General features: G+C 61.6%; 22 protein-coding genes. 10 read left to right on the forward strand and 12 right to left on the reverse strand.

The features are described 5' to 3' along the window. Window positions 1-140: 140 nt before the first annotated feature. The 3 genes from ACR0M3_RS13530 (at window position 141) to ACR0M3_RS13540 (ending at window position 5,072) form a co-directional block, all read left to right on the forward strand. Window positions 141-3,596 carry a chromosome segregation SMC family protein gene (locus tag ACR0M3_RS13530; RefSeq protein ID WP_480911295.1) on the forward strand — a complete coding sequence of 1,152 codons (3,456 nt, stop codon included), beginning with the start codon at window positions 141-143 and terminating at the stop codon, window positions 3,594-3,596. 53 nt (window positions 3,597-3,649) lie between these two features. After that, on the forward strand, window positions 3,650-4,000 hold the full coding sequence (locus ACR0M3_RS13535; RefSeq protein WP_480911296.1) for a hypothetical protein: 351 nt from the start codon (window positions 3,650-3,652) through the stop codon (window positions 3,998-4,000). A 271-nt stretch (window positions 4,001-4,271) separates the two neighbouring features. Continuing rightward, window positions 4,272-5,072, forward strand: coding sequence for a hypothetical protein (locus tag ACR0M3_RS13540; protein ID WP_480911298.1), 801 nt, complete (start codon window positions 4,272-4,274; stop codon window positions 5,070-5,072). 75 nt (window positions 5,073-5,147) lie between these two features. On the opposite strand, the gene ACR0M3_RS13545 is transcribed toward ACR0M3_RS13540, so the two are convergent. The 3 genes from ACR0M3_RS13545 to cobD are packed head-to-tail and all read right to left on the reverse strand — an operon-like array spanning window position 5,148 to window position 8,205. After that, window positions 5,148-6,311 (reverse strand): lytic murein transglycosylase, encoded by a 1,164-nt coding sequence (locus ACR0M3_RS13545; RefSeq protein WP_480911300.1) that lies wholly within the window; start codon window positions 6,309-6,311, stop codon window positions 5,148-5,150. Between the two features lie 11 nt (window positions 6,312-6,322). Next, complete coding sequence (gene cbiB, locus ACR0M3_RS13550) at window positions 6,323-7,243, reverse strand: adenosylcobinamide-phosphate synthase CbiB (RefSeq protein WP_480911302.1); 921 nt, start codon at window positions 7,241-7,243, stop codon at window positions 6,323-6,325. After that, window positions 7,240-8,205: a threonine-phosphate decarboxylase CobD gene (gene cobD / locus ACR0M3_RS13555; protein WP_480911303.1), complete on the reverse strand. Its 966-nt coding sequence runs from the start codon at window positions 8,203-8,205 to the stop codon at window positions 7,240-7,242. Before cobD ends, cbiB begins: the two co-directional genes overlap by 4 nt. 185 nt (window positions 8,206-8,390) lie before the next feature. Between cobD and ACR0M3_RS13560 the strand changes: the two genes are divergently transcribed. Beyond that, window positions 8,391-8,753 (forward strand): response regulator transcription factor, encoded by a 363-nt coding sequence (locus tag ACR0M3_RS13560; RefSeq protein WP_209506176.1) that lies wholly within the window; start codon window positions 8,391-8,393, stop codon window positions 8,751-8,753. Here the strand turns inward: ACR0M3_RS13560 and ACR0M3_RS13565 are convergent. Beyond that, the gene (locus ACR0M3_RS13565) at window positions 8,735-9,724 is read right to left on the reverse strand and encodes a glutathione S-transferase family protein (RefSeq protein WP_480911305.1); all 990 of its coding nucleotides are present in this window, start codon (window positions 9,722-9,724) and stop codon (window positions 8,735-8,737) included. The two genes, ACR0M3_RS13560 and ACR0M3_RS13565, sit on opposite strands and share 19 nt — an antisense overlap. A 212-nt stretch (window positions 9,725-9,936) precedes the next feature. Between ACR0M3_RS13565 and ACR0M3_RS13570 the strand changes: the two genes are divergently transcribed. Beyond that, entirely contained in the window at window positions 9,937-10,290 is a 354-nt protein-coding gene (locus tag ACR0M3_RS13570; protein ID WP_209506181.1) for a hypothetical protein, read from the forward strand. Between the two features lie 151 nt (window positions 10,291-10,441). Here ACR0M3_RS13570 and ACR0M3_RS13575 read toward each other — a convergent pair whose 3' ends face one another. Further along, complete coding sequence (locus ACR0M3_RS13575) at window positions 10,442-11,614, reverse strand: MalY/PatB family protein (protein ID WP_480911307.1); 1,173 nt, start codon at window positions 11,612-11,614, stop codon at window positions 10,442-10,444. A 94-nt stretch (window positions 11,615-11,708) separates the two neighbouring features. On the opposite strand from ACR0M3_RS13575, the gene def (ACR0M3_RS13580) reads away from it, so the two are divergent. Genes def (ACR0M3_RS13580) through ACR0M3_RS13600 form a run of 5 tightly spaced genes read left to right on the forward strand, consistent with a single transcriptional unit; the run spans window position 11,709 to window position 14,147 of the window. Then, entirely contained in the window at window positions 11,709-12,227 is a 519-nt protein-coding gene (def, locus tag ACR0M3_RS13580) for a peptide deformylase (protein WP_480911309.1), read from the forward strand. Next, complete coding sequence (gene def / locus ACR0M3_RS13585; RefSeq protein WP_480494656.1) at window positions 12,224-12,718, forward strand: peptide deformylase; 495 nt, start codon at window positions 12,224-12,226, stop codon at window positions 12,716-12,718. Before def (ACR0M3_RS13580) ends, def (ACR0M3_RS13585) begins: the two co-directional genes overlap by 4 nt. A gap of 53 nt (window positions 12,719-12,771) precedes the next feature. Then, window positions 12,772-13,680, forward strand: coding sequence for a methionyl-tRNA formyltransferase (fmt, locus tag ACR0M3_RS13590; RefSeq protein ID WP_480911311.1), 909 nt, complete (start codon window positions 12,772-12,774; stop codon window positions 13,678-13,680). A gap of 10 nt (window positions 13,681-13,690) precedes the next feature. Continuing rightward, complete coding sequence (locus ACR0M3_RS13595) at window positions 13,691-13,927, forward strand: hypothetical protein (RefSeq protein WP_267364066.1); 237 nt, start codon at window positions 13,691-13,693, stop codon at window positions 13,925-13,927. A 1-nt stretch (window position 13,928) separates the two neighbouring features. Next, on the forward strand, window positions 13,929-14,147 hold the full coding sequence (locus tag ACR0M3_RS13600) for a GlsB/YeaQ/YmgE family stress response membrane protein (protein ID WP_480832610.1): 219 nt from the start codon (window positions 13,929-13,931) through the stop codon (window positions 14,145-14,147). A 61-nt stretch (window positions 14,148-14,208) separates the two neighbouring features. On the opposite strand, the gene ACR0M3_RS13605 is transcribed toward ACR0M3_RS13600, so the two are convergent. From ACR0M3_RS13605 to ACR0M3_RS13635, 7 genes are all read right to left on the reverse strand, one after another. After that, on the reverse strand, window positions 14,209-14,811 hold the full coding sequence (locus ACR0M3_RS13605; protein ID WP_480911312.1) for a COG3904 family protein: 603 nt from the start codon (window positions 14,809-14,811) through the stop codon (window positions 14,209-14,211). Between the two features lie 64 nt (window positions 14,812-14,875). Beyond that, window positions 14,876-15,499: a trimeric intracellular cation channel family protein gene (locus tag ACR0M3_RS13610; protein WP_209506199.1), complete on the reverse strand. Its 624-nt coding sequence runs from the start codon at window positions 15,497-15,499 to the stop codon at window positions 14,876-14,878. Further along, window positions 15,496-15,963, reverse strand: a complete 468-nt coding sequence (gene rnhA, locus ACR0M3_RS13615) for a ribonuclease HI (RefSeq protein ID WP_480519465.1) — start codon at window positions 15,961-15,963, stop codon at window positions 15,496-15,498. The genes ACR0M3_RS13610 and rnhA overlap by 4 nt, the downstream gene beginning before the upstream one ends. Next, window positions 15,956-16,543, reverse strand: coding sequence for a class I SAM-dependent methyltransferase (locus ACR0M3_RS13620; RefSeq protein WP_480911314.1), 588 nt, complete (start codon window positions 16,541-16,543; stop codon window positions 15,956-15,958). Before ACR0M3_RS13620 ends, rnhA begins: the two co-directional genes overlap by 8 nt. Continuing rightward, entirely contained in the window at window positions 16,540-16,992 is a 453-nt protein-coding gene (locus ACR0M3_RS13625) for a DUF3429 domain-containing protein (RefSeq protein WP_480911315.1), read from the reverse strand. The genes ACR0M3_RS13620 and ACR0M3_RS13625 overlap by 4 nt, the downstream gene beginning before the upstream one ends. Beyond that, window positions 16,989-17,939, reverse strand: a complete 951-nt coding sequence (gene ispH / locus ACR0M3_RS13630; RefSeq protein WP_480483764.1) for a 4-hydroxy-3-methylbut-2-enyl diphosphate reductase — start codon at window positions 17,937-17,939, stop codon at window positions 16,989-16,991. Before ispH ends, ACR0M3_RS13625 begins: the two co-directional genes overlap by 4 nt. A 189-nt stretch (window positions 17,940-18,128) precedes the next feature. After that, window positions 18,129-18,704: a LabA-like NYN domain-containing protein gene (locus ACR0M3_RS13635; protein ID WP_209506211.1), complete on the reverse strand. Its 576-nt coding sequence runs from the start codon at window positions 18,702-18,704 to the stop codon at window positions 18,129-18,131. Window positions 18,705-18,806 lie beyond the last annotated feature (102 nt).

Consider the following 18,806-nt stretch of genomic DNA (forward strand, 5'->3'; position numbering starts at 1 on the left):
CATACGCGTGTTCCTGCGCATTTCGGCAAGATGTTGTGGATAACTTGCATTGATATCCCATATCCTGCGCAACTGCGTTGACTCGGACCCCATCCCTTGCGCAGACTTTCAATTCATAGGAATCACGGGACACGCGGCCATTGCGTTTCAGCAAGCTCAAACTGACCGGCTTCAAAAGCTTTGTTGATCCGACCGATCTGATCATCGCGGACGGGTTGACCGGTGTGGTGGGTCCGAACGGCTGTGGCAAGTCCAACCTTCTGGAAGCCTTGCGCTGGGTGATGGGTGAAAACCGCCCCAAATCCATGCGCGGCGGCGCGATGGAGGATGTGATCTTTGCCGGTGCCGCCACACGGCCCGCCCGCAATTTCGCCGAAGTTGTCCTGACCATGGACAATTCCGAACGTCTGGCGCCTGCGGGGTTCAACGACACCGACCAGCTTGAAATCGTGCGCCGGATCACCCGCGATGTCGGCAGCGCCTACAAGACCAACGGCAAGGATGTGCGCGCGCGCGATGTGCAGATGCTGTTCGCGGATGCCTCGACCGGTGCCCATTCCCCGGCGCTTGTAGGGCAGAACCGCATCGCCGAGCTGATCAGCGCCAAACCCCGCGCCCGCCGCCGCATTCTGGAAGAGGCCGCCGGGATTTCGGGGCTGTACCAACGCCGGCATGAGGCCGAGCTGAAGCTGAAAGCGACCGAGTCCAACCTGACCCGCGTCGATGACGTGCTCGAGCAGTTGGGTGGGCAGCTTGCGCAACTGGCCCGTCAGGCCCGTCAGGCCGCACGCTATCGCGAAATCGGCGAACAGCTGCGTCAGGCCGAGGGGATGCTGCTCTATCGCCGCTGGAAAGAGGCCGACATGGCCCGCCAGCAGGCCGAAGACAAGCTGAGGGACCGGATTTCCGAGGCCTCCCGCGCCGAGGCCGAAGCCCGCGCCGCCGCAGCAAAAAGGGCCGGGATCGAAGAAACCCTGCCCCCCCTGCGCGAGGAAGAGGCCATCGCCGCCGCTGTCCTGCAACGCCAGCAGGTGCAGCGCGATCAACTGACCGATCAGGAAACCCGCGCGCGCCAGACCATTGAGACGCTGACCAGCCGCATCCATCAGCTCGGCAAGGATATCGAACGGGAAACCGGCCTGAACCGCGATGCGGGCCAGATGATCGAACGGCTGGAATGGGAAGCCCGCGAACTGGCCAAGGCTGCAGAAGGGCATGACGCGAAGGTGGCGGAAGCCGCAGAAATTGCCCGCGAAGCGGCTTCGATCCTTCAGGACCGCGAAGACCACCTGTCGCAGCAGACCGAAGATATGGCGCGTCTTGTCGCCCGTCACCAGTCGGCGCAGCGACTGGTCGAAGACAGCCGCAAGACACTGGCGCGCTCTGAGGGGGAAGAGGAAAAAGCCCGGCTGGCCGTGGATGAGGCCAAAACAGCCCTGACCCGCGCCAGCGAGGCGTTTGAAACCGCGCAGGAGGGTGAGGAAGAAGCCCGCGAAGCCGCCGAGGCCGCCGAAGAGGCGCTGGCCGCCGCAGATGAGCTGCGCAATGAAACGCAGGCCCGCGAAGCCGAGGCACGCGCGCAACGGTCCGAGGCCGAAGGCGAATTGGGTGCAATCCGCGCCGAAACCACCGCGCTTGCCAAGCTGGTGGAACGCGACACGGCCGAAGGCGGGCAGGTGATGGACCTGCTGCGCGTGGAACCTGGTTTTGAAAAGGCGCTGGGAGCGGCCTTGGCCGATGACCTCCGTGCGCCGCTGGTTGAAGGTGACGGCCCGTCCGGCTGGGTTCAGGTGGCAGGCTATGACAGCGATCAACCCTTGCCCGATGGGGTCGACCCGCTGGCGCTGCACGTGTCAGGGCCGGACAGGCTCAGCCGTCGCATCGCGCAGATCGGGCTGGTCGATGCGGATCAGGGCGCGCGGTTGCAGGCGTCGTTGAAGCCGGGCCAGCGTCTTGTGTCGCGCTCGGGCGACCTGTGGCGCTGGGACGGGTTCCGCGCCTGGGCCGAGGATGCGCCAAGTGCGGCGGCGCTGCGTCTGGAACAGCTCAACAAGCTTGAGGCGCTGAAACAGGAACTGGCCCGCACCGAGGCGCAGGCCGACGGTGCCCGCGCCGCGCATGAAACCCTGTCGCGGCAACTGGCGGACGTGACCGAGGCCGACCGACGCGCGCGCGAAGCCCGCCGTGCCGCCGATCAGCGCATGGCCGAAACCGCACGCCAGCTCAGCCGCGCCGAGGCGGATCGCAACCTCGCGCAGGGCAAGCTGGAAACCCTGGCCCTCGCCGTAGACCGTCACAAGGAAGACGCCATGTCCGCCCGCGTGCAACTGCGCGAGGCCGAGGCGGCGCTGAACGACCTGGGTGATCTTGCCAGCGCCCGCGCCGAGGTTGAAGACATCAAGCAGACGGTCGAGGCGGCGCGGATCACCATGCTGACCCACCGCTCGACCCATGATGAGCTGCGCCGTGAAGGCGACGCCCGCACCCGTCGCACGCAGGAGGTCACCAAGGACCTGAGTGGCTGGCGGCACCGTCTGGAAACGGCCGAGAAACGGATTTCGGAGCTGGCCGAGCGCAAGGAAAGCTCGGAAGAGGAACTGACCGAGGCCATGGCCGCCCCCGGCGAAATCGCCGAGGCGCGGGAAGAGTTGAACGAGTTGATCGAAGCCGCCGAAGCCCGTCGGGCCGATGCCGCCGACAAGCTGGCCGAAGCAGAAACACAGTTGCGCGACGTGGTGATGGCCGAGCGTGAGGCGGAACGCCTGGCCTCGGAAGCCCGCGAAAACCGCGCCGCAGCCGAGGCGCGTAGTGACGCGGCAAAGGAAAGCGTGCTTGCGGCAGCAGAACGAATTGCCGAAGACCAGCAACTGACCCCGAACCAGCTGCTGAACCAGCTGGACGTAAACCCCGACCAGATGCCCGCCGCGGATGCGCTGGAGGCCGAAGTGAACCGCCACAAGCGCCAGCGTGACGCCATGGGCGCAGTGAACCTGCGGGCCGAGGAAGACAGTAAGGACGTTCAGGAAGAATTCGACACGCTCAGCAGTGAAAAGGCCGATCTGGAAGAGGCGATCAAAGCCTTGCGCAGCGGCATCTCCAGCCTCAACCGCGAAGGCCGCGAACGTCTGCTGACCGCGTTTGAACAGGTGAACTCGAACTTCGCGATGTTGTTCAAGCACCTGTTCGGCGGTGGCGAGGCCAATCTCGTCATGGTCGAAAGCGACGACCCGCTGGATGCGGGGCTGGAAATCATGTGCCAGCCGCCGGGCAAGAAACTGTCGACCCTCAGCCTGCTGTCGGGCGGCGAACAGACCCTGACAGCGACCGCGCTGATCTTCGGCGTTTTCCTGGCCAACCCGGCCCCGATCTGTGTGTTGGACGAGGTTGACGCGCCGCTGGACGATGCCAATGTCACCCGTTTCTGTGACCTGCTGGACGAGATGTGCCGCCAGACCGACACCCGTTTCCTGATCATCACCCACCACGCGGTGACCATGGCGCGCATGGATCGTCTGTTCGGCGTCACCATGCAGGAACAGGGCGTCAGCCAGCTGGTCTCGGTTGACCTGAAGAAGGCCGAGCAGATGGTGGCCTGACCGCTCACTGCAACGTTATGATGATTGCAGGCATAACGCGCTACCTTGGCCTCATGACGCGTTTCCTGATCCCCGCCCTCATCGCCGCCACTCCGGTTGTCGCCGCTGACTGGCCCGTCAAATCCGGCGATGTCCCGCTGACAGTGGCCGAGCTTGACGCCCTCGCGGGTCAGACGCTGACCTTCTACGATGATGGTCAGGCCAAGTTTTCGGCCGGGGGCGCCTATTCCTATACCTACGCGGGCGGAGATTCTGCATTCGGAACCTACTCCATCGCCGATGACGGTTCCGTCTGCATCGCGTATCGCAACGGGTTCAGCCGCTGCGACCTGTATGTCCACAGTGGCGAGCGGCTGATCCTGATCGATCAGAAAGGGGATAGGTACCCGGTGCGGCCCAAATAAAGAAGTCACAATTTGGGCCGGCCATGTTGGCAACGGACCAACCCGCGCAGCAATCTGAACCCGCGGCAGACGTCAACGGCTTTGTTGGGAACACCAGCCTAAAATTGCGCGCCCAATGAGGGGCCAGAACCAAACTGTGGGCACCTCGACACAGCGCGCTGGCGCAAAGCAGGGTAAGTCGTGCCAAAACCGCCGCTGTGGTTGACGAGCCACGCACCGCTTCGTTAGTGCAGCAGCGATCCCGTTTCGGCTTAGGGCAAGAGGTGCTGTTTTGGATTTTCAAGTTGCAAGTTTCTGGTTTGGCTCGCCGTTATCTTGCGTTGAAAGAGTATGCATTCAGTCCTTTCTGGATCATGGCTATGTCTTCCACCTGTACGTGCTGGATCTGAACATAGATGTTCCCGACGGCGTCGTTGTTCATGATGCCCGCGAAATCTATACAGATGAAACCACCGAAAACCTGACCGGTGGCCGACGACGGATGGCGGTCTATTCAGACATCTTCCGGATCCACATGCTGCAAAAAACCGACTATGTGTGGGTGGATCTGGATATCTACTGCATCCGGCCGCTGGATGTTCCACCGGACTATCTGTTTGGTGTCGTCTGGCGCAATAAGGCGATGAACAATTGCGTATTGCGTCTTCCCAAAAATTCTCTGGCACTGAAGCTGATCCTGAATTTCCTTGAGTCAGAAGTCCCGATCCCGTTTTGGTTGGGCAGTGATCACATTGAAAAACTGGTCAAACGCTATGAGGCGGGCGAGACACTCACGCTTTACGACCTTCCGTGGACGACAACCGGCCCAAGCGTGACCCGCTGGGCGCTGGGGGTCACTGGTGAAATCGACCGAGGCCAGCATTGGCATTTATATTGGCCGCGTCGCGGGTTTCTGGACCCGGTCGAGAACATTGAAGACTACGAACCCGATTGGGCCCGGTTTCATCACTTCCAGGGCGAAACCCGCAGTGGTATTCGCAGTAAGTTCGGCGGTATTCCTCCAAAGGGAAGTTACATCGATATTGTCTGTCACAGACATGGAATTGACCCCGAAAAATATCCGGTCACATAATCAGCGGTGACGGCGCTGATATCGTCGAATAGTCTTCGGGTTTTGCGTCATACCATAGAAGTGCGGGCCGCTGGATCAGAGTTTTCCCAGCAACTCCATCGTTGGCCATGCGTCCGCAGGCAGGCCCAGACGTTTCTGCTCCGCCTGCGTCGCAGCTCGCGTCCCTGACCCCAGGATCCCGTCGATCTTGCCCACATCATATCCTTTGGCCTGAAGCTTGGTCTGCAACTGTTTCATCTGTGCGCCATTCAGGCCCTGCGCGGGATTGCCCGCGTCATAGATCTGGCCGCCCTCAAGCCGTGTTCCGAAATAAGCGGCGGTCAGAACATAGACAAAGCTCTGGTTCCATTCGAAATAGACATCGAAATTCGGGTAGGCCAGAAAGGCAGGCCCGTTGCGCCCCTGTGGCAGGATCAGCGAGGCGGGCAGGTTGGCCAAGGACCCGCCGCGCGCCTGAACGCCCATCGCCTGCCATTCCGCCACCGAACGCGGTTTGCCGGGGCCGGACAGGGACCAGTCCATCTGCGCGGGCACGGTGACCTCCTGCAACCACGGCTCACCCGCGCGCCATCCCAGATGAGACAGCATTCTGGCCCCCGACATCAGCGCATCAGGGGCCGAGCTTTTCAGGCGGACATGCCCGTCACTGTCACCATCGACGCCGTTTTCCAGTATGTCACGCGGCAGCATCTGCACCATGCCGATCTCTCCGGCCCATGCGCCGGTGGTGCGGGCCGGGTCGAAATCACCGTTCTGATACAGCTCGATGGCGGCGAAGATCTGTGGCCGGAACAGTTCCGGGCGGCGGCAATCATGGGCCAGCGTCACCAAGGCGTTGCGGGTGTTGAAGTCGCCCTGAAACGATCCGTAATCGGTTTCAAATGCCCAGAAGGCCAGCAGCACCCCGCGGGAAATGCCATACTCGCGCTCAATCCGATCAAAGACCGCATCGTACTTACGCGACATCGCTTGCCCGCGCTCGATCCGGTTCTGCGAAATCAGACGACGGGAAAATTCAACAAAGGGCTTCTGAAAAACGCCCTGCGCCCGGTCGGCCTTCAGCACGGCGCTGTCTTGCTGCACCCCGTCAAAAAACCCGTTCACTGCTGATTTGTCCAAACCCTGCTGCACGGCTTCGGCCTTCAGCCCTTTGACAAAGGAATTAAAACCACCGCCACATTGCGCCAGCGCAGGTGAGGTGAACAGGGCAGCGGCGATCAGGCCAGAGAGTATACGCATGAAAAGGTCCGTCAGAATATCAGTTCGACCCCAACCCACACTGACACGAGCCCAAGCGCAAGCCCCCAAACCCGCCAGAGCATGTCACATGCGCGAAAAACTTCTGATGCGCCGATCTCGCGCGGGGCGTCACCATTGACCCAGGCCAGGTCGCGCACCTGCCCATCATAGCTGCGCGGCCCCGCCAGCGCGACATTCAGGGCGCGGGCCATGGCGGCCTCGGGCCAGCCGGCGTTGGGCGAGATATGCCGCCGGGCATCCCCCGCAATCTCGCGCCAGCGTAACCATTGGCCGGACAGCGCCACGATCATCACGCAGGTCAGGCGGGCGGGGATCAGGTTCAGCAGGTCGTCGAACCGGGCCGCAGCCCAGCCAAAATCGCGGTACGTTTCGGTGCGATAGCCGATCATGCTGTCGGCGGTGTTCACCGCCTTGTACACCAGCAACCCCGGAAGCCCCGCGACCAGAAACCAGAAGGCAGGGGCAATGACCCCGTCACTCAGGTTCTCTGCCGCGCTTTCGATGGCGGAACGTGCCACCTGTGCCCCGGTCATGTCCTGCGTGTCGCGCGAGACGATCATAGCCACCTGCGCCCGCCCGTCTTCCAGCGAGGTTTGCAGCCCGTCACCAACCGCGCGGACATGGGCAACCAGCGACTTCTGCGCCAGCAGGATCGCACAGCCGAGGATTTCAACCACCGGCCCCAGCTGGGACAGACCCCACCCAAGGCCCCATGCGCCGCAGATCAGAAGGACAAGCACCGCCACCCCTTTCAGTCGCCGACCGCGCCCGTAATTCAGGCGTTTGTCCAGCCATCCGATCAGGTTGCCGATCATCACCGCCGGGTGTTTGACGCGGGACCAGAGCCAGTCGGGCTCTCCCAGAGTGGCGTCCAGACACATGGCGCAGACCAGCATCAGGGCAGGGCTCACAGCGCGGCCTCCAGCCTGTCCCACCCCTTTTCCGGTGGCAGACCCAGACGCAGAAAGGTTGTTGAATAAGGAAAGATGCGGCTCCAGATATGGGCGCGGGCCAGCCGGTCCTGCCACCCCAAGGCGTCATCGACCCGATAAAGACGAAACAGGCTGGTGCCACCGACGATATCTGCGCCCCTGGTCAGCATCAGCGCATCCAGCCGGGCCGCCTCATCCGCCAGTCGCGCGCGCGTGGCATCGGCCCAGTCATCGTCCGACAGGGCTTGCGTTCCAACCCGCAGGGCCGGGCCGGACACCGACCAGGGTCCGGTCAGGTCGTTCAGGCGGTTGATCAACTCAGGCCGCCCGATGGCGAACCCAAGCCGCATCCCGGCCAGCCCCCAGAATTTGCCAAAGCTCTTCAGCACGATCACGCCGGGACGTTCCGCCATATGGATCAACGATGCCTCTGGCGTGACATCGCAAAAGCTCTCGTCGATCACGGTCAGCGGGGCCGAGACATCGCTTTCCTGCCAGATGCGTCCGTCCGGGTTATTGGGATGCACGATCACGCGGGCGTCAGTCGCGCTCTCAGGCTGAACACGCCACCCCTGCGCCGAAAAGGCGGCGGCGTGTTCGTTGTAGGTGGGCGGCGTGATCTGGACACGCCCTGGCGCGGCCAGCGCCGGAATACGAGAGATGACAGCCGATGCACCGGGTGCCGGCAGGATTGCAGCCCCCTGCGGCACGTTCCAGAACCTGCGGGCCGCATCACTCAGCCGTTCAAAGGCACCGTGATCCGGCAATTCGGCCCAATCCCCGGCGGTCAGGCCCGCAACGGCGTAAGGATGCGGATTGATTCCGGTCGACAGATCGATCCAATCTGCACGCGCTCCGCCATACCTGACAATCGCCCTGTCCAGCCCCCCGCCGTGGTCGCGAACTGCGCGGGGGTCCAAGCCGTGATCAAGTGTACTCATCTGCTCTCTCTGCGGGGATTGACCGGTTTCGGGGTGCTTCAAGCGGATTTTTGCCATTTACACAAGCAAATCCGCCCGAACACGCAAGCGTGCGGCCGCTGTTAACACTTTGTTAAGGAAATAACGAGATCACGGACCACGGGGGTCGGCACCACTCACCATACCAAGTGCCGAGGTTGTTGCAAATGAAAGTTCTGATTGTTGAGAGTAACCCCGACCTTGGTCGGGTCTGGAAAAGACATCTGGAGCGGCAAGACGCCGAAGTCACGCTGGTTGACGCTCAGGAGGCCGCCATTCTGGCGCTCTATGGCACGGATTTTGATATCATCGTGCTGGATCTGGTTCTGGAAACCGGAAGCGCATTGGCTGTGGCCGATTTTGCCAGCTATCGCCGCCCCGAGGCGCGGGTGATATTTGTCACCAACACCACCTTCTTTTCCGACGGGTCGATTTTTGCGCACAGTCCCAATGCCTGTGCCTATGTTCAAAGCGAAACGCCGCCAGAGGATCTGGCGGCGATGGTCGAGCATTACGCCGCCGGGCGCTGATCGCGCCCATGCGGCTCCATGTGATCCAGCACCGGGTTCACCGGAATGATGCGGTGCGGATTGATGCTGTCATGGCTGTAGTGATAGTGGCGCACGATGTGATCCATGTTCACGGTCTCGGCGACACCGGGCCATTGATACAGCTCACGCGTATAGGCCCATAAGTTTGGATAATCGATCAGGCGCTGCCTGTTGCACTTGAAATGCAGATGATAGACCGGGTCGAAGCGGATCAGGGTTGTGAACAACCGCCAATCGGCCTCGGTGATCCGGTCCCCCATCAGATACCGGTTCCGCGCCAAACGCCCTTCCAGCCAGTCCAGCGTGTCGAACAACGGGCCCACGGCGGCGTCGTAGGCCGCTTGGGAGGTGGCAAAGCCCGACTTGTAGACGCCGTTGTTGACATCTGAATAGATGCGCGCATTGACCTCCTCGATCTCGTCCCGCATCGCCTCGGGCCAGTAATCGTCCGTATTGCCAGTGATGTCGTTGAAGGCCGAATTGAACATGCGGATGATTTCCGAACTTTCGTTCGAAACGATGGTCTCCTGCGCCTTGTCCCACAGGATCGGAACCGTGACGCGGCCGGAATAGGACGGATCCGCCTTGGTATAGATCTGATGTGCATGGCTCAGCCCGTAAAGACCGTCACCCGTGGCACCGTGATCATCTGCCTCAAACGTCCAGCCCTGATCCAGCATGTCGGGATGCACGACCGACACCGAGATCAGATCGCTCAGCCCTTTCAACGCGCGAAAAATCAGCGTGCGATGCGCCCAGGGGCAGGCATAGCTGACATACAGGTGATACCGCCCGGCTTCAGCCCGGAACCCGCCTTTGCCCGACGGTCCCGCGCGGCCATCAGCGGTCAGCCAGTTGCGAAACTGCGCCGCGCTGCGTTTGAATGCGCCACCCGTGGATTTGGTGTCATACCAGGTGTCTTGCCATTTTCCATCGACCAGCAGGCCCATATCTCATCCTCCGCATAGGCGTTTGGCCAAAGATAGGTCCAAGCCCTGCCTGTTCCTATGCATTTGCCCGCGCACAAGACCTGCATGCGCGCACAGGCAATGATGGGATTTCTGTGCAACAAACCGCAGGCACAGCCTGTTGCGTGAACGCGTTCACTGGATTTTTACAACAGTTCCCGCACAATAGAGGTCATTAGCGGGGGAATGATTTAATGAGTACTTATGTTTCAAAGGAAATACGCGCCGAGTTGGACGCCGCTCGAATCGCCACATTGAAAAAGGCCAGTCGCCTTCGTGTCCAGATGGGCGACAATACCTATAAAATTCTCAAATTGTGGAAAGATGGTTTCACGGTTGAGGCGGAAACAACACCGCGCCTGCGCGGGTTGGTCGATATTTATGACGGGGCCAATCTTCTGTATCAATGCCTGATCATTGCCGATCAGGATGAAGGCGGCGAGATGCGGTATGAATTCAAACGCAGCACCGCCGCCCATGACAAGGCACCGCTGGATTTCTACCGCGCCCCGGATGCGCCCATCGCGTTGCTGGGCTACGAAGACTAGGATCGGAGTTCTATCGTAGTACCGGGTTAGGTCAGGGTAACGCCCAACAGGCCGTTAGGCTGGCTATCGCTATGGATTTCGCCATTCAGGTCCGCGCCCGGCCAACAGGCGCGGTCCATTGTGAGGCCAGCCAACCCAGCCACCGCTTGGATTATTGCAGGTCACCAAAGGCCCGTTTCAGTCGCGCGCAGGCGTCCTCGACCCGCGCCCGTTGTGTGGCCAGGTTGAACCGTTCAAACGTTTCTCCTCCAGTGCCGAAACCCGGCCCGGACGAGGTTGCGATCCGCGCGTCCTCGCGCAACCGGCGGACAAATTCAGCGTGATCCATGCCGGTACCCGAGAAATCGACCCAGGCCAGATAGGTCGCCTGCAAGGGCATCGACCAGAGCCCCGGAATCTCGGTGATGGTCTGATCGAACAGACGCCGGTTTCCCTCCAGATGCGCGATCTGGGCATCTACCCATTCGGCCCCTTCAGGGCTGTAGGCGGCGGTGATCATCGCCACACCCAACGCGCTGGGGCCATAATCCAGCGTTGCCAGCCGATGCTTCATCGCCTCGCGCAGTTTGGGGTCGGGAATGATCATGTTGCCGGTGCGCTGCCCGGCGATGTTAAAGGTCTTCGATGCCGCAGTCAGCGTCACCGTCCATGGCCGCGCATCCGGGGCTGCCACATCCATCGGCACAAATTTGGCGCCGGGATAGACCAGATCGTGGTGAATCTCGTCTGAAACAAGGATCAGCCCGTTGCTCTCGGCAAATGCGGCCACGGCGCGCAGTTCCTCCGGCGTCCAGACGCGGCCCGACGGGTTCTGCGGCGAACACCACAGCAACATCTTCTCGGACCCGTCCAGCCGCGACTGGGCGTCGTCCAGGTCAAGGCCATAACTTTCCCCGTCCCGCACCAAAGGGCATTCCACGACCCGGCGGCCCGATTTGTTCACCTTGTGGGCAAACTCATGGTAAACGGGGGTAAAGATCACGATGCCATCACCGTGATCGGTCCAGACATCCAGCGACAGGGCGATTGCATTGCCCAAGCCCTGAGTGGTCAGAACCCAGTCCGTGTCAATCTCCCAGTCGTGGCGGGTTTTCATCCACCACTGGACCGAGGCCAGATACTCCGGGTGCGCCCAGGAATACCCGAACACGCCGTGATCCGCGGCCTTGCGCACCGCGTCGATCACGCAGGGGGCTGTCGGGTAATCGGAATCGGCCGTCCACATGGCCAGCCCGTCCTCGGGCGAGACGCCATACAGCATCTCCATCTTGTCCCATTTGGTACTGTTGGTGCCCCGGCGGTCGATCAGGTCGTTGAAAGTCATGTCTGCTCCATTTTCTCGACCGAAAGCTAACCGCAAATCGGGCAGGTGCAAGGGGGGCGTTGCGGCGCGGGGCGGGATGGCCTAAATCAGCCTCATGAAACGTAACATCCTGATCTATCCCGACCCCCGTCTCAAGAAGGTCTGCGCCCCCGTGGCCGACCTCACGGACGACCTGCGCGCGCTGGCCGATGACATGCTGGAAACGATGTATGACGCCCCCGGTGTTGGCCTTGCCGCGCCACAGATCGGCGTGCTGGATCGCTTGATCGTGCTGGATTGCGTCAAGGAAGAAGGCGAGGCTCCGCGCCCCCTGATCATGTTCAACCCGCAGGTCATCGCGGCCTCGGAAGAAACCAATGTCTACGAGGAAGGCTGCCTGTCGATCCCCGATCAATACGCCGAGGTGACGCGCCCCAAAGTGGTCGATGTGACATGGACGGACCGCGACGGAAACCTGCAACAGGAAACCTTTGACGGGCTCTGGGCCACCTGCGTTCAGCACGAGATCGATCATTTGGACGGCAAGCTTTTCATCGACTATCTCAAGCCGCTGAAACGGCAGATGATCACCCGCAAGATGCAAAAGCTCAAACGCGAACGGGCCCGTGCATGACCGTTCGTACCTGCCTGCCATGGCCTGACAAGCGCCTGCGCACCAAGGCGGATGAGGTGCCCGAGATCACTGATGAGGTCCGCGCCATCTGGGACGACATGATCGACACGATGGAGGCGATGCCCGGCGTCGGTCTTGCCGCGCCACAGATCGGGGTGATGCTGCGGCTGGCCGTTGTTGACGGTTCTGCCGAACGGGGCCGGGCCGTGCGTCTGGCAAACCCGGAAATCCTGCACAGCTCGATCGAACTGCGCGAACATGAAGAGGCCAGCCCGAACCTGCCCGGCGTCTCGGCCACAATCAAACGCCCGCGCGCGGTGACCGTGAAGTTCCTGAACGAACATGGCATGCTGGATCGCCGCGATTTCGTCGGGATCGACGCGACCAGCGTACAACATCAGATCGACCACCTGAACGGGCGGATGTATTTCGACCGGCTCAGCAAGGTCAAACGTGACATGCTGCTGCGCAAGGCCCGCAAACAACCCTGACATCCGTAGGCCGGGTTTCAGCCCGGCACCTGTCCCAACCGCCGGAGCCAACGATGCGCATCATCTTCATGGGAACCCCCGATTTTTCGGTCCCGGTGCTGGACGCACTCGTCAGGGCCGGGCACGACATCGCCGCCGTCTACTGCCAGCCCCCGCGCCCCGCCGGACGTGGCAAGAAAGACCGCCCGACACCGGTTCACGCCCGGGCCGAGGCGCTGGGCCTGCCCGTCCGCCACCCAACCTCTCTGAAATCTGCTGACGAACAGACCGCGTTTGCCGCGCTGAACGCCGATATCGCCGTCGTCGTCGCTTATGGCCTGATCCTGCCGCAACCCATTCTGGACGCGCCGCGACACGGCTGCCTGAACATCCACGCCAGCCTGCTGCCGCGCTGGCGCGGTGCCGCCCCGATCCACCGGGCGATCATGTCCGGCGATGCCGAAACCGGGATCTGCATCATGCAGATGGAGGCCGGTCTGGACACCGGCCCGGTCCTGCTGCGACAGGCAACCTCGATTGAGGCTGAAGAAACCACCGCGCACCTGCATGACCGGCTCTCGGCCATGGGGGCCGCGCTGATCGTCGAGGCGCTGGCCAAGCTGCCGGATCTCACACCGGAACCGCAGCCCGAGGATGGCGTGACCTATGCCGCCAAGATCGACAAGTCCGAGGCCCGCATCGACTGGACGCGCCCGGCGGTTGAGGTCGACAGGCAAATCCGCGGGCTGTCACCCTTTCCCGGCGCATGGACCGAAATGAATGGCGAACGCATCAAACTGCTGGCATCGCGGCTGGCAGACGGGCAGGGCGCAGCCGGTGAAGTTCTGAACGACCACCTGCACGTGGCCTGCGGTCAGGGCGCGGTCGAACTGCTGCGCTTGCAACGGGCGGGCAAAGGCGCGCAGGATAGGGAAACCTTCCTGCGGGGCTGGCCCATTCCCACCGGCACCCGCCTGACCTAGGAGAAGCCCGATGTTCATGGTGATGATGGGGACCGTCGTGATTGCCGGGATCGTCGGATATCTGTCCGAACAGACCGGGTTCACCCATAACGGCTATCTTCAGTCGATCATCATCTGCGTGGGCGGGGCGTTCCTGTTCTACTTCATCCGCATCATGTTCGGTATCAGCTTTGGCCCTCCGGGTCTGGATGCGGTGATCTCGTCTATCGGCGCGCTGATCATCGTGCCGACCCATTGGCGAAAATGACATGCCCGTCGTCGCTCTGATCATCATCCAAGCTGTGCTTGAAGTTTTGCTCGTCAGGTTGCTCCCGGCGACGATGCTGATCGGCATTGTTGGGGCTATGATCGGTGGGCCCCTTCTGTGGTCTCTGATACCCGACGCTGGCTGGATGTCGGGCTTTGTGGGCGCGGTTCTGGGCGCATTGCTGGTGATCTGGATCTGGCAGACCTACCTGCGCCGCTAGCATATTCCTTGGCCGCGCATTCCGTCCTGGAAACCTACACTCGACAAGATAGTGCAGCAGATCAGCGCTCGTCGCACTCCAGCGCTGAACCAAGCGCCGGGGCGGTTTTTGTGGTCATATCGAACCGGTTCGCCTCGGCGGCGGTCATCCAGTGGATGCTGTCGGCCGGGGCCGCATACAGCGTGTACCAGTAAAACGACTCATCGACGCCGATGTCCCTGAAATAATCCAGATAGCGGTCATGTTCCGGGTCATCCTTGGGCAGCTCCGTGGCCACCAGCCCCGATCCGGCCCAGCTGTGCACGCCCACGCAGGCTCCCGGCTGCAAAACGCGGCGATGTCCGGCCAGAAACAGATCTGTGCCGCCGCTGGCAACCAGACCGTCCGATGGCACAACGGTATCGAACCCGGCCTTGCGCACCTCTCGGCTGAAGATGACATTGGCGTCGTCATCCACCGACCCCTCGATATATTGCAGCACCAGCGTGCGCGCTTTGGGGTTTTCGGCGGTGACGTCTTCGAAAGCGGACAGCGTTGTTTCGTCAATCGTGCCCGAGGCGATGATCCGGTCACCCTCAGCAACAAAGCGGACGGGTGTATAATATGCGCCGCATGAGGCCAGCAAAGCCAGTGAGACCGCAATCGATGTAAGTCTGAACGGCATTTGGCCTCCGGGCTGCGCGTTCCAAACAGCTATCAGCCCGCCCCGGTCGCGTCCACCGACAGGTTCAGTTGCGGGGCGGGCGGCTTTTGTAGACGGGCAATTGCCAGCCAAACACCAGCGACCCGGCCCGCAAGGCCCAGCACACAAGGGCGCACAGGCCCAGCACAAAGGCGGGCTCCAGCCCCAGCCTGACCGCAAGTACCGCCGTCAACGCCCCCAAAAACGCGCACGAGACGTAAAGTTCGCCCTGTTTCAGGACCAGCGGCACCTCGTTGCAGACCACGTCGCGCATCAGCCCGCCCAGACACCCGGTCGTCACACCCATCAGCACGACGATGATACCGGGCTGATCCAGTGACAGCGCGGCACCGGTTCCGGCGGCAACGGCGACCGACAGTGCGAAACTGTCCAGCCAGACCAGCCAGTTATAGCGACTTTCCACCAGATGCGCGGTAAAGAACACAAACACCGCCGCCGCGACGGCGATCAGGATGTAATCCGGCTGGCCGACCCAGAAGATCGGGTGACGGTCCAGCAGCAGGTCGCGTACCGTGCCGCCGCCAACTGCGGTCAGGCAGGCCATGAAGGCAAAGCCCACCAGATCCAGCTGCGCCCGGCTGGCCACCAGCGCCCCGGTCAGCGCAAAGATCAGAACCGAGGCATAATCCAGCAGCGTCAGCGCGCTCACGCCTGCGCCTTTTTCGGCTTGAACGGCGCCATGCCTGCGCGGGCCAGTTCATCGGCCTTTTCGTTTTCGGGATGGCCCGCATGGCCCTTGACCCATTCCCATGTCACATCATGTCGTTCCTGCGCCTCGTCCAGTCGCTGCCACAGATCGACATTCTTGACCGGCTTCTTGTTCGAGGTTTTCCAGCCATTCCGCTTCCAGCCGAATATCCAGCCGGTGACGCCGTTCTTCACATAGGCGCTGTCGGTGACAATGGTGATCTTCGACGGGCGCTCCAGCGTCTCAAGCGCGCTGATGGCAGCCAGCAACTCCATTCGGTTGTTGGTCGTCTCGGCCTCGCCGCCGTTCAGTTCCCGCTCTTTCAATACCCTGTCCCCGTTCTTCGCACGCAGCAGCACGCCCCAGCCTCCGGGGCCGGGATTGCCGGAACAGGCGCCATCTGTATAGGCAAACAACTCAGGCATGGGCGAACACCAGAATAAACCCGTCGTAAGACCCGGCCAGACCCTTGCCCACCCCTTCGACCGTGCGGTCAACCGTGAACCCGGCCTGGGTCAGCGCCTCTCGGATCTCGGCTTCCGAGTAATAGGTGTAATAGCGGTCCAGATCGTCACGATGCTCGCCCGTGCCCAGCTTCATGCCCAGAAACAGCTGGCCTCCGGGCTTCAGGGCCGTGTGGATCGCTTTCAGGTGACGCGTAAAATCCGCTCGCGGCGCGTGCAGCAGGGAAAAACTGGCGTAGACACCGTCATACTCGGCGGTTTCGGTAACATCGTCGAACGTGCCCAGATGCGCGTCCACCCCGTTCTGGCGGGCATGTTCGACAAAGGCGGGGGTGGCATCCAGCGCCCGCACCTTCAGCCCCTGACGCATCAGGAAACCGCTGTCCGATCCGGGGCCTGACCCCAGATCCAGCACATAGCCGCCCGCACCGACCGCATCGACAAAATCCTGACGGGTCTTGAGCTGTTCGGCTGGCAGAGGAATGGCCAGATATTCGTCTACTCTGTTCGTATAGGCATCAATCGTGCGTTTGTCGCTCACAGGTACACTCCTACGGCTAGGCTGGCCAGAACGATTGCGGTCAGCAGGATACGCAGCTGCATCCACCAGACCGGCGTCAGCCGCCAGTATGAAAACAGGGCGTCCAGCAGCAGCAAGCCGGTGAACCCGTAGATCAGATTGGTGCCTGCAGTGATCGGCCCGCCGCCTGTCATGGCAAAGGCCCACAGCGCAGGCAGGACCGACAGCCCATAACACAGCGCCGCCTTGCTGCCCGAGGTCTTGGTGGCAAAGCCCCACAGCACACCTGACATAAAGCTCAGGATGACCGAGCCATAGAACAGCTGCACATAAGGGCCAACAAAGCGTGGGCCAAAGCTGCGCGCGCCCCAGGCGTTCAGATCACCGTTCAGATAGGTCAGCGCGCCCCAGACAAACGGGACCAGTCCCGCCAGCCCCAGATAGAGCGGCGCCTTCGGCACGCCGATCACGCCGGTTGCCTCAACACGCGCGGTACTTTGAACTCGACGTTTTCGGTTGCGGTCTCGACCGGCTCGACAGTGACATCATAGTGATCGCGGAAGGCGTCGATCACCTCGTTCACCAGCAATTCCGGGGCCGATGCGCCTGCGGTCACCGCAACGCTTTTGATGCCCTGCAAAGCGCGCCAGTCGATCTCGGTCGCGCGCTGGACCAGCTGCGCGTATTTGCACCCCTCGCGCGATGCAACCTCGACCAGACGGCGGGAATTGGACGAGTTCGGAGCCCCCACAACCAGCAGCGCATCGGCCTTGGGGGCCACGGCCTTCACGGCCTCCTGCCGGTTGGTCGTGGCATAGCAAATGTCTTCCTTATGCGGCCCGACAATGGCCGGGAACCGGGCCTGAAGGGCTGCGATGATGTCCTTGGTATCATCCACCGACAGGGTGGTCTGGGTGACAAAGGCCAGCGCGTCGGGGTCGCGCACCTGCACGGCGGCCACATCCTCGACCGTTTCGACCAGCAGCACATCACCCTCGGGCAGCTGTCCCATGGTGCCAACGGTTTCGGGATGGCCCTTGTGGCCGATCATGATCATCTGCAATCCCGCATCCGCATGGCGCTGCGCCTCGACATGAACCTTCGACACCAGCGGACAGGTGGCATCCACATAGATCATCTCACGCTGCGCGGCTTCGGCTGGTACCGATTTCGGCACACCATGGGCGGAAAAGATCACCGGGCGGTCATCGGGGCATTCATGCAGTTCTTCGACAAACACAGCCCCTTGGGCCCGCAACCCGTCGACCACGAATTTGTTATGCACGATCTCGTGGCGCACATAGACCGGTGCCCCCCATTTCTGCAGGGCCATTTCAACGATCTTGATGGCGCGGTCCACACCGGCGCAGAACCCGCGGGGGGCGGCCAGATAAAGTGTCAGTGGCGGCTTGGTCATTCGGCTGTCTCCTTAGGGCACAGGTAAGTCTTTTCCCGGCCTTGGTCCAGACAGGACATTGTCATTCATCTGACACGAATCGTTGTTAGTCAGAGGATGTTTCAGCACCAATCCTTAGTTAAAGAAGCGCGGCCAGGACTCCGGTCCTGACCGCGCGAATTTTTCCCATCAACAGGCAGTGGTGCCGGATCAGCTGCCGCCTGCAACCGCGACGCTGCGATGCTCTGCCGGCATTTCACGCGGCGGGCGACCGATCACGTCACGCAGATCTTCCAACTCGATGAAGTTGTCGGCCTGACGGCGCAGCTCGTCCGAAATCATTGGCGGCTGGCTGCGGATCGTTGACACGACCGACACGCGAACGCCCTGACGTTGCAGGCTGGCGATCAGCGGGCGGAAATCCCCGTCACCCGAGAACAGCACGATATGATCCACACGCGGTGCCAGTTCCATGGCATCGACAGTCAGTTCGATATCCATGTTTCCTTTGACTTTCCGACGCCCCATGCTGTCGGTGTATTCCTTGGCCGGTTTTGTGACCATGGTGAAGCCGTTGTAATGAAGCCAGTCAACCAATGGGCGGATCGGTGAATACTCGTCGTTTTCAAGCAGCGCTGTATAGTAGAAAGCCCGAAGCAACTTGCCACGGCGCATGAATTCCTGCCGCAGAAGTTTGTAGTCTATGTCGAAACCGAGTGCTTTTGCCGCGGCATAAAGGTTCGAGCCGTCGATGAACAGCGCTAGCCGTTCGTCCTTATAAAACATAAATAGGTCCTTCCGGTATAATCCAGACTGCGCCGCGTTACGTGAGTGAGTGGGTGTTTTATAAATTGACGCAATCTGGTGGGCTTATAGTTAGAACTTTTG

The organism is Ruegeria sp. O5 (assembly GCF_056535105.1).